The organism is Mycobacterium sp. NGS35 (assembly GCF_059812855.1).
Genome location: NZ_JCALDL010000001.1, coordinates 583,619 through 599,402 on the forward strand (window position 1 = coordinate 583,619; position 15,784 = coordinate 599,402).

General features: G+C 67.0%; 15 protein-coding genes. 9 read left to right on the forward strand and 6 right to left on the reverse strand.

Features of this window, described 5'->3' with window-relative positions:
- The first annotated feature begins 9 nt into the window (after positions 1-9).
- Complete coding sequence (locus AC5Y4C_RS02915) at positions 10-834, forward strand: SDR family oxidoreductase (protein ID WP_499963341.1); 825 nt, start codon at positions 10-12, stop codon at positions 832-834.
- A 21-nt stretch (positions 835-855) separates the two neighbouring features.
- Here AC5Y4C_RS02915 and AC5Y4C_RS02920 read toward each other — a convergent pair whose 3' ends face one another.
- From AC5Y4C_RS02920 to AC5Y4C_RS02930, 3 genes are read right to left on the reverse strand one after another with little or no spacing between them, the layout of a single operon-like run.
- On the reverse strand, positions 856-2,355 hold the full coding sequence (locus AC5Y4C_RS02920; protein ID WP_499963488.1) for a serine hydrolase domain-containing protein: 1,500 nt from the start codon (positions 2,353-2,355) through the stop codon (positions 856-858).
- A gap of 24 nt (positions 2,356-2,379) precedes the next feature.
- Positions 2,380-3,738 (reverse strand): MFS transporter, encoded by a 1,359-nt coding sequence (locus AC5Y4C_RS02925; protein WP_499963343.1) that lies wholly within the window; start codon positions 3,736-3,738, stop codon positions 2,380-2,382.
- 33 nt (positions 3,739-3,771) lie between these two features.
- Complete coding sequence (locus tag AC5Y4C_RS02930; RefSeq protein ID WP_499963344.1) at positions 3,772-5,292, reverse strand: serine/threonine-protein kinase; 1,521 nt, start codon at positions 5,290-5,292, stop codon at positions 3,772-3,774.
- A gap of 180 nt (positions 5,293-5,472) precedes the next feature.
- On the opposite strand from AC5Y4C_RS02930, the gene AC5Y4C_RS02935 reads away from it, so the two are divergent.
- The 3 genes from AC5Y4C_RS02935 (at position 5,473) to AC5Y4C_RS02945 (ending at position 7,581) form a co-directional block, all read left to right on the forward strand.
- A complete protein-coding gene (locus AC5Y4C_RS02935; protein ID WP_499906047.1) occupies positions 5,473-5,859 on the forward strand; it encodes a DUF2237 family protein in 387 nt (128 codons plus the stop codon).
- 180 nt (positions 5,860-6,039) lie between these two features.
- Positions 6,040-7,263, forward strand: a complete 1,224-nt coding sequence (locus AC5Y4C_RS02940) for a DEAD/DEAH box helicase (RefSeq protein WP_499963347.1) — start codon at positions 6,040-6,042, stop codon at positions 7,261-7,263.
- A gap of 114 nt (positions 7,264-7,377) precedes the next feature.
- Positions 7,378-7,581 (forward strand): cold-shock protein, encoded by a 204-nt coding sequence (locus tag AC5Y4C_RS02945; protein ID WP_499906041.1) that lies wholly within the window; start codon positions 7,378-7,380, stop codon positions 7,579-7,581.
- Positions 7,582-7,654: 73 nt separating this feature from the next.
- Here AC5Y4C_RS02945 and AC5Y4C_RS02950 read toward each other — a convergent pair whose 3' ends face one another.
- Complete coding sequence (locus AC5Y4C_RS02950; RefSeq protein ID WP_499906039.1) at positions 7,655-8,161, reverse strand: DUF5994 family protein; 507 nt, start codon at positions 8,159-8,161, stop codon at positions 7,655-7,657.
- Between the two features lie 161 nt (positions 8,162-8,322).
- Between AC5Y4C_RS02950 and AC5Y4C_RS02955 the strand changes: the two genes are divergently transcribed.
- The 4 genes from AC5Y4C_RS02955 (at position 8,323) to AC5Y4C_RS02970 (ending at position 13,244) form a co-directional block, all read left to right on the forward strand.
- Positions 8,323-9,027 (forward strand): M15 family metallopeptidase, encoded by a 705-nt coding sequence (locus AC5Y4C_RS02955; protein ID WP_499963349.1) that lies wholly within the window; start codon positions 8,323-8,325, stop codon positions 9,025-9,027.
- Positions 9,028-9,065: 38 nt separating this feature from the next.
- A complete protein-coding gene (locus tag AC5Y4C_RS02960) occupies positions 9,066-10,346 on the forward strand; it encodes an alpha/beta hydrolase fold domain-containing protein (protein WP_499963351.1) in 1,281 nt (426 codons plus the stop codon).
- A gap of 203 nt (positions 10,347-10,549) precedes the next feature.
- Positions 10,550-11,800, forward strand: coding sequence for a KasA/KasB family beta-ketoacyl-ACP synthase (locus AC5Y4C_RS02965; protein ID WP_499963353.1), 1,251 nt, complete (start codon positions 10,550-10,552; stop codon positions 11,798-11,800).
- Between the two features lie 28 nt (positions 11,801-11,828).
- Entirely contained in the window at positions 11,829-13,244 is a 1,416-nt protein-coding gene (locus AC5Y4C_RS02970) for an NCS2 family permease (protein WP_499963354.1), read from the forward strand.
- A 2-nt stretch (positions 13,245-13,246) separates the two neighbouring features.
- Here AC5Y4C_RS02970 and AC5Y4C_RS02975 read toward each other — a convergent pair whose 3' ends face one another.
- Positions 13,247-14,191 carry a DUF3533 domain-containing protein gene (locus AC5Y4C_RS02975; RefSeq protein WP_499906025.1) on the reverse strand — a complete coding sequence of 315 codons (945 nt, stop codon included), beginning with the start codon at positions 14,189-14,191 and terminating at the stop codon, positions 13,247-13,249.
- A 263-nt stretch (positions 14,192-14,454) separates the two neighbouring features.
- Here AC5Y4C_RS02975 and AC5Y4C_RS02980 point away from each other — a divergent pair, with 263 nt between their 5' ends.
- Positions 14,455-14,880 carry an STAS domain-containing protein gene (locus tag AC5Y4C_RS02980; protein ID WP_499906023.1) on the forward strand — a complete coding sequence of 142 codons (426 nt, stop codon included), beginning with the start codon at positions 14,455-14,457 and terminating at the stop codon, positions 14,878-14,880.
- Between the two features lies 1 nt (position 14,881).
- Here the strand turns inward: AC5Y4C_RS02980 and AC5Y4C_RS02985 are convergent, their stop codons facing one another.
- A complete protein-coding gene (locus AC5Y4C_RS02985; RefSeq protein ID WP_499949455.1) occupies positions 14,882-15,766 on the reverse strand; it encodes a cyclopropane mycolic acid synthase family methyltransferase in 885 nt (294 codons plus the stop codon).
- Positions 15,767-15,784 lie beyond the last annotated feature (18 nt).

The following is a 15,784-nucleotide window of genomic DNA, read 5'->3' on the forward strand; positions in this document are numbered from 1 at the left end:
GGTTCACCGTTGTCTGACAAAGTTTGGTTCATCACCGGCACCTCCCGCGGCTTCGGCCGGGAATGGGCGATCGCAGCACTCGACCGCGGCGACAAGGTCGCCGCCACCGCCCGCGACACCTCGACGCTCAACGACCTCGCCGACAAATACGGCGACGCGCTGCTGCCGATCCAGCTCGACGTCACCGACCGCGCCGCCGACTTCGCCGCCGTCAAGCAGGCCCACGATCACTTCGGCCGCCTCGACATCGTCGTCAACAACGCCGGCTACGGCCAATTCGGCTTCGTCGAAGAGCTTTCCGAGCAGGAAGCCCGCGACCAGATCGAGACGAATTTCTTTGGCGCCCTGTGGATCACCCAAGCGGCGCTGCCCTTCCTTCGTGAGCAACGCAGCGGCCACATCATCCAGGTCTCGTCGATCGGCGGCATCAGCGCCTTCCCCAACGTCGGGATCTACCACGCCTCCAAGTGGGCGCTCGAAGGGCTGTCCCAAGCTCTGGCCGCCGAAGTGAAGCCGTTCGGCATTCACGTCACGCTGATCGAACCGGGCGGCTTCGCCACCGACTGGGCCGGACCGTCGTCCAAGCACGCCCGGCCACTCCCCGACTATGACCAGATCAAGGAAGAAGCCGAGCGCCAACGCAGTCAGCGCGCCGCTAAACCCGGTGATCCCAGAGCATCCGCGGCCGCCCTGCTCAAAGTGGTCGACGCCGAGGAGCCACCCCTGCGGGTCTTCTTCGGCGAGCTGCCGCTCCAAATCGCAAAGGCCGACTACGAGAATCGCCTCAAGACCTGGGAGCAATGGCAACCGGTCGCCGTCGAAGCGCAGGGCTAGACAACGCCTTCCGCACGGCCGTCACCGCCCCGGCGGTGTAGCCGACGGTGCGCCATAAAGACCCAACGCCTGCGCTGCCGCCGTCGAAACAGCGGCTTGCAGATCCGAGATCGGCGTACTGCCGCGCACGTGGATGGCGTTTGTCAACAGCACGACGTATGTGTCCGAGCCCGGGTCCATCCACAGCATCGTTCCGGTGAACCCCGTATGGCCAAAGCTCCCAACGGGAAACAGCACGCCGCGCGGCTTGGAGTGGCTCGTGTCGATGTCCCATCCGAAGCCGCGCAGGTTCTGCCCCCTGACGGCCGGGTAGTGCGGCGCCTTGACACCGGCTGCTCGCGCCGCCTCTTGCGCCCCCTGCAGTTGGCCAGCAGTATGCCCGGGCTGCTGCGGCGTCGTCATCACCTCCAAAGTCGCCTGCGCCAAAGGGAATTCACTCGGACGCCCCGCCAACCGGTCGAGCAGACTCTGCGCGTACACGCTCACGTCACGAGCCGTCGAGAACACCCCCGCATGGCCCGCCACTCCCCCCATGCGCCGCGCCGTCGGGTCATGCACCGTGCCCCGCAGTAGGTGATCGATGTCCGGGTTCTTGCTCGGATCGGTCCTGCTTTCCTCGTCAAGCGCCGTCGGCGCGATCCGCGGCAACACCTCGGCATTCCACGTACCCGCCTTGGCTGCCTCACCATGCGGATCCCATGCCACCGCGGCTCCCCTTACGCCATGCGGCCCACACGCTTTCGCCAACGGGAGGTAACGAGTGTCCCGCATGCCAAGCGGCACAAACACATTCGCCTGGACGTAGTCGTCCTCCGGTTCTCCGCTGACCTTTTCCACCAGCGCACCCAGCAGGATGAAGTTGATGTCGGAGTAGCTGAACCCTCGACCCGGAGCCGATTGCAGCGGCGCGGTGAGCGCACGACGAATGCCTTCTGCTTTGTCGGGACTCGCCAGTCCCCACGGGTCTCTGAGATCGACGTCTCCCGGTTCGCCTGACGTGTGCGTGAGCAACATGCGCACCGTCACCTTCGCCCGAACCGGATCGTGCGTGGGGTTGAACTCCGGCAAGTACCGTTCGACCGGATCGTCGACGCCGACGACACCCTTTTCGTAGAGCTGCATGACGGCCGTCGCCGTTGCCAGCGGCTTGGTCAACGACGCCACGTCGAAGATCGTGTCCTCCGTCATTTGCTCTGCGGCAGAGGGCAATCCGTCGAGCCCCTGCTCGCCGGCGAGCTTGCGCACGCCGTACGCCTGGTGGAAGACCACATGGCCGTCGTGCCCGATCACCACCACCGCCCCGGGCAGCCGACGGGCCGCAATCGCATCGTTGATGAGCTTGGACACCACCGGCAAGTCCGGCGTGGGAGCCAGAACCGGCGTGGTCGTCGGCACCGCAGCCGCAGGCGCCGGAATCACCTGAGCCTGATGGCTGTCGTCATCGTGTACGGGAGAGGCGCACGACGACGCCGCAGCAATCGCAATCACGATCGCACCAACGGCTCGTGCCCTGGCGTTCATGCCGACCCGCACGCCCCTATCGTGTCACCGCGCACCACGTCGTGGCTCGAAAGCGCCGCCCTGCTCCCGATCCAGGTACGTCTCAGCCTTGTTCCTCAAACAGAACAGATAGACCACCAACGACACCGCGATGCACACGGTCACGTAGACGATGAACAGCGGCACCTGATCGCGGGCCTTGAGCGCCTGGTAGATGGCCGGCGCGGTCCCACCGACCAACGAGTTCGCCAGCGCGTATCCCAACCCCACACCGAGCGCCCGGATGTGCGCCGGGAACAGCTCCGCCTTCACCACCGCGTTGATCGACGTGTACCCGGTCAAGATCACATAACCGAGCGCCACCAGTGCGAAAGTCGTTGCGGCCGAATGCGTGCGAGGTAAGTAGGTGATCAGCACGTAGGTGTACACCAGCCCGCCGAACCCGAACCACAACAGCAGCGGCTTGCGGCCCACCTTGTCGCTGAGCAGTCCGCCCAGCGGCTGCAGCGCCATCAGGAACACCAGCCCTGCCAGGTTGATCCACGTCGCCGTCATCGCTTGGTTCTTGTACGCGGCCTTGACCATCGCCGGCGCGTTGACGCTGTACGTGTAGAACGCCACCGTGCCGCCCAGCGTGATCAAAAAGCACAACAGCAGCGGCTTCCAATAGCGCGTGAACAACTCGCGCAGCGACCCTGACGCCCGGTCCCGGCCGGCCGCTATCGCCGCCAGATGCGACTCCGGGAGCGATTCGTCCATCGTGCGCCGCAGCCAGAACACCACCACTGCCGCGACGCCGCCTACGGCAAAGCCTATGCGCCAACCGAATTCGTGTACCTGCGCGTCGTCGAACACGGCCAGCACCACCAGCAGCGTGAACTGCGCCAGCACGTGACCGCCCACCAGCGTCACGTACTGAAACGACGAGAAGAAGCCCCGCCGTTCGCGGGTCGCCGCCTCCGACATGTACGTCGCCGATGTGCCGTACTCTCCGCCCGTCGCGAACCCTTGGACCAGCCGGCACAGGATCAGGATCACCGGCGCCGCCGCACCGATCACGTCCCGCGACGGCACCAGCGCCACCACCAGCGAGCAAGCCGCCATCAGCGACACACTGAACGTCAACGCCGCCCGGCGGCCGTGGCGGTCGGCGAACCGGCCGAAGAACCACGACCCGATCGGCCGCGTCACGAACGTCACCGCGAAGATCGCGTAGATGTAGACCGTCGAGTTCTTGTCGGCCTCGTCGAAGAACTTGTATTCGAAGTACGGCGCGAACACCGTGTAGACGTACACGTCGTACCACTCGACGAGGTTGCCCGACGAACCCCTGACCGTGTTCCAGATCGCCCGGCGCGTCTCGGCCGGGGTCGATCGCGGCGCGGCTGTGGTGGTGGCCGTCATGCGAGCTCACGATAGCGAGGCCGGCCGCGCCATCTAACTGGACGCGTACTGCACCATCGGTTCCACCTCGGACGCTCGGCCGTTGGTGATCGTCAACTGGTCCGGCCGGATCACATATCGGGTGCCGTCGGCCGGATTGACCACGTCCCACCCGCCCGCCGATCGCCTGGCGTTGGACAGCTCGATGCTCGCCCCGTCGCTGAGCCGCTGCCCGCGGTAGTAGTAAGTGCCCGAGCTGCCCTGGCACACCACGAGAACCGACTTGTCGGTGCGCGCCATCGCCGCGACGGGATCGCCGGAATTGCAGCGTGCGGCCGATCCCACGAAGCCCTGCGCGTCGGTGCCGGCCACATTGGTGGGTGCACGCGACGTCGAGCTCGGTGTCGTCGACGACGGACGCGACGTGGTCGTCGTCGCCCGGGTAGTCGTGGTCACAGACGTCGTCGGCGACGGTTCCGTCGTCGTCAACGGCGCCGCCGAGGGCACCGCCGCGTCCTGAGTCCCCTTGAACACCAACCACAATGCCACCACCAACGCCACCAGCAGCAACCCCGCAGCGGCCCCCGCCAACAGCAGTTGCAGCGGTCCCATTGCGCGCCTCCGCTGCGGCGTGACAGGCAGTTGCGCGTACGGGATGTAGCCGGTCCCGACAGGGTTGGGCCACTGCGCCGGGAACTGCCGTGTCTTCTGCGGTTCACTGGGCTTCGAAGCGGCCGGCGGCGCACTCACGGCAGCTTTTGCCGCGGCCGCCAGCTCTCCCGCCGACGCGAAGCGCGCCGCCGGGTCTTTCGCCATGCCGCGTGCGATCACGTCGTCGAACGCGCGGCTGAGACCCGGCCGAACCAGGCTCGGCCGGGGCGGCGCCGTCAGCAGGTGCGCGCTCAGCAGCTGACTGAGCTCTCCCTCGAACGGCGGCCGGCCGGTCAGGCATTCGTAGAGCACACAGGTCAGCGAATAGATGTCGGCGCGCGGGCCCACCCGTCCGCCGTTGAACCGCTCCGGCGCCATGTACGCCGACGACCCGATCGCCAGCCCGGTGTTGGTCAGCCCCGCATCTCCGGCTCCATGCGCGATCCCGAAATCGGCGAGGTACGTGAAGTCGGTGGCGGTCAGCAGGATGTTCTCCGGCTTGATGTCGCGGTGTACCAGACCGTCGGCGTGCGCGGCGTCCAGTGCCGCCGCCACCTGCTCGACAATCGACACCGCCCGCGCCGGTTCCAGCGGACCCGTTCTCGCCAACAGCGACTTCAGGTTCGCCCCCTCGACCAACCGCATGTCGATGAAGAGCACACCGCCGATGTCGCCCCAGTCGTGCACCGGGATGACGTGCGGCTCCTGCAGCCGCGCGGCCACCCGCGACTCCCGGCGGAACCTCTCCTGATAGCTCGGGTCAGCGGCGAGCTCAGGCCGCAGCAGCTTGAGCGCGACCATGCGGTCCCGCGCCGTGTCGTAGGCCCGGTACACCTCGCCCATGCCGCCGACCCCGATGAGCGACCGCAACTCGTAGGGACCGAACGTCGTCCCTACGCGGTAGCCGCCGCGCGCTGACACCATCGGAAAACTCCCAAAAACCCAACCCCGCCGGGCGGCCGCTCACTATCGGGGCCTGCCTCGCGTGGGTTCCGTCGACGTCGTACCGGAATCGATCGCGACGGTACCGAATCCGCGCGAGCTGCGCCAAAGACGCTCGCAGCCGCCCACGGTTCGCGCCGTTTCGACGCGCATACTGTGCCCATGGCTGACCGCAACGTGCTCGGCGGCGTTCTCGAGCCGTGCGGCACCGACCCGCTCACCGGCTTCTACCGCGACGGCTGCTGCTCGACCGGCCCGCAGGACATCGGCCTGCACACCATCTGTGCGGTGGTGACCGCCGAGTTCCTGCGTCACCAGCGCTCGATCGGCAACGACCTTTCCACGCCGATGCCCCAATACCGCTTCCCCGGCTTGGTGCCGGGCGACCGGTGGTGTGTGACCGCCGCGAACTGGCTGCGGGCCCACGTCGACGGCTGCGCCGCACCCGTCGTGCTGGCCTGCACTCACGAGGCCACGTTGGCGGTGGTGCCGCTGGAGACGCTGCAGAAATACGCCGTCGACGTGCCCGACGATCTCGGCGAACTCTGACTTCGGGCCGCCGTCAGGTAGGCTGGCTTACGACAAACCGTCGTGGAACCCCCATCGGCCAAGCCGAAATCCGATTCGCGGCGATCGATTTTGCCCACCGGCAATCTCGCCACGTTGTGCTGAGTTACCGCGCTGTTCGGCGCGACGAGCCTCGGCGCACCCAATGCCTGAAAGACACCCATGACCACAAACTTCGCCGACCTTGGCGTGCCTGCAGCCGTGATCGACGCGCTCGCCGCAGCCGGCATCACCCGCCCGTTCCCCATTCAGGCCGCCACCCTGGCCGACACTCTCGCCGGCCGTGACGTCCTCGGCCGCGGCAAGACCGGCAGCGGCAAGACCCTGGCCTTCGCGATCCCTCTGGCCAGTCGGCTCCACCGCGGAACGCGTCCGTCCGGACTCGTGCTGGCCCCGACCCGCGAACTGGCCGCCCAGATCAGCGCGACGCTGGAACCGCTGGCCGCAGCCCGCGATCTGCGCCTCACGACGATCTTCGGCGGCGTCCCGCAGGCACGGCAGGTCAAGGCGCTGCGCGCCGGCGTCGACATCGTGGTCGCCTGCCCGGGCCGGCTCGAAGACCTGATGAAGCAACGCCTCGTCAGCCTCGACGGCGTGCAGGTCACCGTGATCGACGAAGCCGACCACATGGCCGACCTCGGGTTCCTGCCGAGCGTCACACGCATCCTCGCCGCCACTCCGGCCGGCGGCCAGCGGCTGCTGTTCTCCGCGACGCTGGACAACGGCGTCGACAAGCTGGTCCGACGATTCCTGCGCGACGAGATCGCGCACTCCGTCGACAGCGCCAGCTCACCCGTCGCGGCGATGAACCATCACGTCTTCCACGTCGCGGGCGCGCAAGCCAAAAAGGAACTGGTGCACCGGTTGGCCTCAGGCACGGGTCGGCGAATCCTGTTCTCCCGCACCAAACATCAGGCACGCAAACTCGCCAAGGAACTCACCGCGTCGGGTGTCCCGTCAGTTGACTTGCACGGCAACCTTTCTCAGCCAGCCAGGGCACGCAACCTCGCCGCGTTCACCGCGGGTGACGCTCGCGTGCTGGTGGCCACCGACATCGCCGCGCGCGGCGTGCATGTCGACGGCATCGAGTTGGTGGTGCATGTCGACCCGCCCAACGAACACAAGGCCTACCTTCACCGTTCCGGACGCACGGCCCGCGCCGGAAATGCCGGTGACGTGGTCACCGTCGTGCTGCCCGAACAACGCGGTGACACACGGACATTGCTGCGCAAGGCCGGAATTCACGTCAGTCCTCAGCACGTGGCTGCCGATTCGCCAGCGGTGCAAGCGTTGGTCGGCGAGCTGGCGCCCTACCGCGCACCGGCCGCTCCCGTTGCCGCGCCTGTCACTCGTCGCCGGTCGGGCCAACGCCGGCGACGCCCGTAATAACCGAAGGCGGCCAACGAAAATAGCGACGCAAGATGACAATTCGCGTTTCTTTGTTACGCTGGACCGCGGATGTTCTACCTACATCCGCTTTGAATGAGAGAAGTTAATTTCATGACACAAGGAACCGTGAAGTGGTTCAACGGCGAAAAGGGCTACGGCTTCATCACTCCTGACGGTGCTACCGAGGATGTGTTCGTCCACTACTCCGAGATCCAGGGCAACGGCTATCGCAGCCTCGATGAAGACCAACGCGTCGAATTCGAGATCGGGCAAGGCGCCAAAGGCCCTCAGGCAGTCGGAGTGACCAGACTCTGAGTTTCCACACGACCGTGGGCTGGGGTGGCAATGCCACACCAGCCCATTGGTCTTTCTAGGCCCTTTCTAGGCTCTAGGCCTGCGAAACGGCCTTGGCCCATGACGCGCTCTGCGCCTCGGCAACCCGCACCACTCGGTCAGCGGTCCGGAATTCCTGGCTGTCCTGTTCGGCGACGGTCAGCGGCCGCCCCGCCGCCCGGCGAAGCACCATCAGACCCAGCGCAGGCATGGTCAGATGCGGAACGACCAGCAGCGTCGCGCAGCCGCGATCGCCCTTCACAGCCATCAGCCGTTGCGGCCGGTCATTCGAGCAAAGGATCGGTTTGGGTCCGTAGCGCAACGCGTTCAAATCCGGTGCGCCGGCCATTGCTGACCAGTTGACGCTGATATCGAGGATCTCGCCGAGAAGACGATGCAGCGCCTCCACCAACTCGGGAAGCTCACCCGCCACTGACGCGGTCCGCGGCCACCAGGCCCCGTCGATGTCGCCGCCCAACGCATGGGCCAGAGTCACCCGCACCGGACGCGCCGAGCGCCGCGCGCCGGTCATGCCGTTCACGACGACACGTCTGATCGACACGAAAAGGCTTGTTGCGCAATTCTATTGACAAGAGTGGTGCGCGAGGGCACGGAATTCTTGCAGCTGACGATGGTAAGCGACTTGCGATGTTCCACGAAATTCCTCAAACCGTTGAACTTCCGACTGTACACCGATGACGAGCCGCGCCTACCATCTCCGCGGTGCCATTTCGCTTCGGAGCGGCGCGGATCGCTTCACCGGCAGCGTTACTCACCCTGTGTGCGCTGCTCACCCAGTGCACGTCCGTCCCGCCGGCGCCTCCGACGACGCCGATTCCACGGCCGGGCACAAGCGCGCTGCCGCCGGCGTCGGCCGCTGCCTCCGTCCGCCCCGTCAGCGCCGCGGAGCTGGGCGCCAGCTGGAGGCCGGGCTGCCCGGTCGCGCCTGAAGCGCTGCGGCTTGTCGAGGTGGACTACCTCGGCTTCGACGGCCACTCACACCGCGGCCAGTTGATCGTCGACGAAGACGTGGTAGCCGAGGTGATCGCGATCTTCGGCGAATTGCAGCGACTGCGCTATCCCATCGCGAAGATGCGCACCGTCGAGCAGTATCCGGGCGCCGACGACGAACTGTCGATGGAGGACAACAACACCTCGGCATTCAACTGTCGCGACCTACCGGGAACCGGCCGCTGGTCTTTGCACGCCCTCGGTACCGCTGTCGACGTCAATCCGCTCCTCAACCCGTCCATCGATGCCACAGGCGCCTTCCAACCGAAGAACGCCGCACGATATCTCGACCGCAACCGCACCGAGCCCGGCATCCTTCACGACGGCGACGCCGCCGTACGCGCCTTCACCGATCACGGCTGGCGCTGGGGCGGCAATTGGCGAAACCCGCACGACTATCAGCACTTCGAGCGGTGATTTCTGGCCGCCACCTGACCTTCTCGTATCGTGACCGAATGCGTAAGGCTCGACTCCTCCACATCGGCCGCCAAGTCGGCGCGCTGGGCGTCGCGGCAGTCGCCGCCGCGTCCACCCTCAACGGCTACCGGCCGCTGGCCCGGTCCGGCTACCCGTCGATCTGGGCGTGGGCATTCGGTTTGGTGGTCACCGAGTTACCGCTGCAGACGCTGGCCAGCCAGCTCGGCGGGCTGGCGCTGACCGCTCGGCGCCTCACCCGGCCGGTGCGCTTGATCGCCTGGGTCACCGCGGCCCTGTCCGCGCTGGGGCTGCTGACCTTCCACCGCGCCGGGCATCGCGCCGACGTTCCGCTGAAAGCCGCGCTGGACGACGGCCTGGGCGCCGACCGCCGCACCGACTCGTCGGGGCTGTGGCGCCGGCCGGCCGGCGGCGGCACCGCCAAGACACCGGGACCGGTGCGGATGCTGCGCATCTACCGCGACTACGCCCACGACTCCGACGTCAGCTACGGCCCCTACGGCCGCGCCAACCACCTCGACATCTGGCGACGTCCCGACCTCGACCCTGACGGTGGCGCTCCCGTGCTGTTCCAGATCCCCGGCGGCGCCTGGACGACGGGAAACAAACGCGGACAAGCACATCCGTTGATGAGCCACCTCGCCGAACTCGGTTGGGTCTGCGTGGCGATCAATTACCGGCACAGCCCGCGCAACACCTGGCCCGACCACATCGTCGACGTCAAGCGTGCCCTCGCGTGGGTCAAGGCACACATCGCCGAATATGGCGGCGACCCGAATTTCATTGCGGTCACGGGTGGTTCGGCCGGCGGCCACCTGTCGTCACTCGCAGCGCTGACGCCCAACGATCCGCGGTTCCAGCCCGGATTCGAAGAGGCCGACACCCGCGTGCAGGCCGCCGTGCCGTTCTACGGTGTCTACGACTTCACCCGCTTCGACGACGCGATGCATCCGTCGATGCCCGAGCTGCTCGAGCGCTGGGTGGTCAAGCAGCCGCACTCGAAAAACCTTCAGCCGTACATCGACGCGTCACCGGTGCGCTACGTGTCTGCGGACGCTCCACCGTTCTTCGTCCTGCATGGCGTGAACGACTCGCTGGTTCCGGTGGAGCAGGCCCGCGCGTTCGTCGCGCGGCTGCGCGAGGTCAGCACGCAGCCGGTGGTATACGCCGAATTGCCTTGGACGCAGCACGGTTTCGACATCATCGGCTCGGCACGCGCCGCCCATGCGGCTGTTGCCGTCGAGCAGTTCCTGGCCGAGGTCTACGCCAGCCAACGGGCGGTGCGAGTTCAGTACGCGTGACGCGCCGGTGCCTCGACGTTGCGCCGGGCATGCACGCGGGCCTGAATCCACCTGGGCAGCGTGGGACCGGGAGGCAACGCCGACTCGCTCATCGCCTCGAGCCTACGAGCCGCGGGCCGCAAGTGGGTGGCTACGGACTCGCCCGGGCTTTCGTAGGATGGAACAGCGTCCGAACGTCATCAACTAGCTAGGCGACCAGAGGCATGCCACCGTTGAGAACCGGGGACGGACTCCCCGACGTCGTCGTCACCGCAGTCACATCAACCACCGCGCTCGCGCCCGACGCCGAAGAGACATGGCAGCAGCTACTGGCGGGTCGTAGCGGTATCCGGCCCCTGGAGAAGCCGTTCGTCCAAGAGTTCGATTCACCGGTGCGCATCGGCGGTGAACTGCGCGAGACATTCGACGAGCAGCTGGACCGCGTGGAGCGCAGACGCACCTCCTACATGCAGAAGATGTCGTTGGTGCTCAACCGCCGGCTGTGGAAGATCGCCGGCGAACCGGAGGTCGACACCAAACGGCTGCTGGTCTCCGTCGGCCTGGCCCTCGGCTCCACCCAGGAGATCCCCAACCAGCACGATCTGTGGCGGGAACGCGGCCTGCGTGCCGTCTCGCCGTTGTCGGTGCAGATGTTCATGCCCAACGCGCCGGCCGCCGCGGTCGGCCTCGACCGCCAGGCCAAGGCCGGGGTGATCTCGCCGGTGATGGCCGACGCCGCCGGAGCGGCCGCGATCGCCAAGGCCTGGCAGCACATCGTGTTCGGCGACGCCGACATCGCGATCTGCGGCGGCGTCGAAACCCACATCGAGGCAGTGCCCGTCGCCGCGTTCACCAAGCTGGGGCTGCTGTCCACCAACAACGACGACCCCGCGGGCGCCTGCCGTCCCTTCGACAAAGACCGGGACGGCATGGTGCTGGGTGAGGGCGGCGCCCTGATGCTCATCGAAACCGAGGAGCACGCGAAGGCCCGCGGCGCGCCGATCCTGGCGCGGCTGCTGGGCGTCGCGATCAGCTCCGACGGCTACGACGACGTCAAGCCCGACCCTTCGGGCGAGTCAGCGGCCGACGCGATCAGCCACGCCATCCACCTCGCCGGGCTGACCCCCGGCGACATCGACCACGTCAACGCCCACGCCACCGGCACCACGTTCGGCGACCTCGCCGAGGCCCGCGCGCTGAGGCTAGCGCTGAAGAACAACAGCCCCGCGGTCTACGCCCCCAAAGCGGCACTGGGTCAGTCGCTGGGCGCCACCGCCGCGGTCGAAGCCGTCCTGACGGTGCAGGCGCTGCGCGACGGCGTCGTGCCGCCGACGCTCAACTTGCACACCCTCGACCCTGAGATCGACCTCGACGTGGTCGCCGGGGAACCGCGGCGCGCCGACTACCGGTACGCGCTGTCGAACTCCATGGGGCTGGGCGGGCACAACGTCGCGCTGGTGTTCGGCGCGTACTGAGGCCGAGCGCACCCCGTAGGGTCGAACGGTGAACCGTATCGACCGCTTCTTCGAGATCAGCTCGCGCGGCTCGACCGTCGGCACCGAAATACGCGGCGGCATAGTCACTTTCATCGCGATGGCCTACATCATCGTGCTGAACCCGATTGTCTTGTCGGGCACCGCCGACGTCGCCGGCCACCGGCTGGAATTCACTCAAGTCTCCGCGGTCACCTCGCTCGCTGCGGGCGTGATGACAGTCCTCTTCGGCGTCGCGGCGCGGCTGCCGTTCGCGTTCGCTGCCGGCCTGGGCATCAACTCGTTCCTCGCCAGCTCCGTCGTCGGTGATCTGACGTGGCCCGAGGCGATGGGCCTGGTCGTCATCGACGGACTGATCATCGTCGCGCTGGCCGCCACCGGCTTGCGCAGACTGATCTTCGACGCGGTGCCGATGCCGTTGAAGCTGGCCATCACCGCCGGCATCGGACTGTTCATCTTGTTCGTCGGCTTGGTGGACGCGGGTTTCGTCGGTTCGACGAAGCTGCCGTCGCCTCCTGTGGGCCTGGGCAGCCACGGGGGCGGCTCGATCAACACCGTGCCGACGGTCGTCTTCGTCGTCACGCTGCTGGCGACCGGCGTCCTCGTGGCGCGAAAAGTGCGCGGCGCCATCCTGATTGGGCTCATCTTCGGAACCGCGGTCGCCGTCGTCGTCGAAGCGATCTGGCACCTCGGGCCCGCGGCCAAGAACCCCGGCGGCTGGACCCTGTCCGTGCCGACGCTGCAGCGTTCACCGTTCGCACTGCCCGACCTGACGTTGGTCGGCGAATTCAGCCTCAGCAGCTTCAGCCGCATCGGCATCGTGGCGGCCGTCATGCTGGTGTTCACGCTGGTGTTCACCAACTTCTTCGACGCGATGGGCAGCTTCACCGGCCTGGCGCGCCAGGCCGGGCTTTCCGACGAACACGGCAACTTCCCGCGCCTGCAGGCCGCCCTCGTCGTCGAAGGCGCCGGCGCGGTGGCCGGCGGCGCGGTGTCCGCGTCGTCGAACACGGTGTTCGTCGAGTCCGGGGCAGGCATCGGCGAAGGTGCCCGCACCGGACTTGCGAGCCTCGTGACCGGCGGATTGTTCTTGGCGGCAATGTTTTTGACGCCGTTGGCCGCGATCGTGCCGTCGGAGGTGGCCGCCGCCGCGCTGGTGATCGTCGGCACCATGATGGCCTCCGTCTTGCGGGAGATCGACTTCTCGGACTTCTCGGTGTCGCTGCCCGTGGTGCTGACGGTCGCGGTGATGCCGCTGAGCTACTCGATCGCCAACGGGATCGGCGTGGGGTTCATCGCGTGGGTGGTGCTGCGTGCGGCGTCGGGCAGAGTTCGCGAGATCAGCCCGCTGCTGTGGGTGGTGGCAGCCGGGTTCCTGTTGTACTTCGCCCGCGGATGGATCGACACGCTCCTCGGGGTGCGCTGAGCTCACGCATTCGCCGGCGAGCGCTTCAACAGCCGCGACGACACCAACAGCGCGGTCAGCGTCGCCCCCAGCCACACCCCGAGCACCACGAACGGCAGCGCGCGCTGGTTGTGCGGAAAGTACGACGCCGAGTGGATGGCGCTGACCGCCGCACCGCTGGGCAGCGCGTGATTGAGGAACGCGAACGGCTGCGGCAGCAGCGACGCGGACACCGCGCCGCCCGACGACGTGTTGCCCAGCAGGATGAACACGCCCCACGTCGGGATGATCGCCCACCGGTGGATCAGCACCAGCATGGTCGAGTTGAACAACGCCGCGATCGCGATCTGCAGCGACAGCAGCAACCACAGTTCCGCAAACGGCGCGTGCAGCGCATCCAGCAGCGGACCGGTGACGCCCGCCAGTGCGGCGCCACCTACGACCACCAGCGCCGCCACACACACCAGCCAGCGGCGCAGGTTCAGCGTCTTGACGTTGGCGCGCAACTGGAACATCGTGACGAAGCCCAGAATCGTCGCCGCGATGATCACATAGAACGTGGCCAGTCCTGCGGGGTCCGTGGCCGGCAGCGGATGCAGGTCGATGACCGGGAGGATGAAGCGGCCGGGCGCCGACTGGTCCAGCTGGGTCAACACTCGCGCCGACGACGGGTCACTGGCGCTGGACAGCAGAAGCTGCGGGGGGCTCGCACTGGCGTCGATCACCGCAGGGATCTCCTGCCGATTCACCGCGGCGATCGCGGCCTCGCGGGACGGATATGTGCGCGCGTCGAACTCGTGGGACTTGATCTGCAGCTCATTGATGATCGCGGTCGTCGTTTCCGACGGACCCACGACCGCGATGGGCAGGTGGCGCGGAAACGGCCGGCCGAGCGCCACCGTGTACGTGGTGGCGAAGGCCGAGGCCATGAGCAGCGCAATAGCGAGAACCGTTGCGGCCTTTCGCATTTCGCGCACGGACCAGCGCGGCTCCGGTTCAGCTGCCGTTGGCTGTTGTCGAGTCATATCGCGCGCGGCTCCCCGGGTGACACGGGATCGGGTGATGACGCAACTCTATGGGTTGTCATAGGCGACGCTCGCACGCCCGACGATGTGAAAGTTCCTGCGGATGAGTACGAAGTTGCTTCATCGGGTAAGCCTCTCGGACACGCCGTTTCCGACTACCGAGGGTTGCTTTGGCTGACAACGACTATCAGGAACGCGTTCGTACAGTGACCGTGCCGATCGAGCGCAAGGGCACCGAAGCGCCGCTGCGGTTAGGAAGTTATCCGCGCCCGCCGGCCACGGTCATCGAGGTGGCCGGTGACATCGACGCGTGCGACGAAGAGCAGGTCAGCGACTACCTGCTCGGCTTCGTCCACGTCGACCACCCGCTGGTGGTGGACTTCAGCGGGGTCGAGTTCCTCGGTGTCGCCGGGCTCAAAGCCGTCCTGCGCTTCGCCCGCGCATGCGATCGAGCCGGGCGCGCGTGGATGCTCGTGACCAGCGACGCGGTGAACGTCGCGCTGGCTGTCACACCGGACCACCGGCTGCCGGTGGCGGAGACGTTGGACGAGGCGCTGCAGCGGCTGGCGAAGACACCGGATGCCGACAGGACGCTGCGGGCGCTCACCGCCGCCGACAGCAAGATCTGCTGAGCTACGCCTTGACGATCGTGAACTGCCCCAGCTCGCTGATGCCGCGCCGGAAGAAGTCGGAGCAGCCGGTCAGGTAGTGCATGTAGCGCTCGTACACCTCGACCGACGTCGCGGCGATCGCCTCGTCGCGGGCGGCTTGCAGGTTCATCGCCCAGGTGTCCAACGTGCGCACGTAGTGCTGGTTGAGCCGCTGCACGTGCTCGACGGAAAACCCTGCGGCGCTTGATAATCCGATGATGTCCTCGTCGCACGGGATCGAGCCGCCCGGGAAGATCTCCTTGGCGATGAACCGCATGAATTTCAGGTCGGTCATCGTGATCGGGATGCCCATCTCCGGCCAGCGCTTCAGCGGATGACCCATGATCGTCTGCAACACCATGCGCCCGCCGCTGGGCAGGATCCGGTAGCAGGTCTCGAAGAACGCGCCGTACCGCTCCTTGGGGAAGGCCTCGAACGCCTCGATCGACACGATGCGGTCGACGGGCTCGTCGAACTCCTCCCAGCCGCGCAAATAGACCTGCCGCGAGCGGTCGGTATCCATGGTGTCGAACATCTTCTCGCAGAAGGCCCGCTGGTTCTTGCTGAGGGTCAGACCGATGACGTTGACGTCGTAGCGCTCGACCGCGCGCTTCATCACCGAGCCCCAGCCGCAGCCCACGTCGAGCAGCGTCATGCCGGGCTGCAAATCAAGCTTGCCCAATGCGAGGTCGATCTTGGCCAGCTGCGCCTCTTCGAGCGTCATGTCGTCGCGCTCGTAGAACGCGCAACTGTAGGTCCGCGTGGGGTCCTGGAAAACGCCGAAGAAGTCGTCCGAGAGGTCGTAATGCGCTTGGACCTCTTCGAACTGCGGGCGCATCGTCTTTACGCCCGCGCCTCCGTCAGACATCGGCTGTTGCTCCCTCCT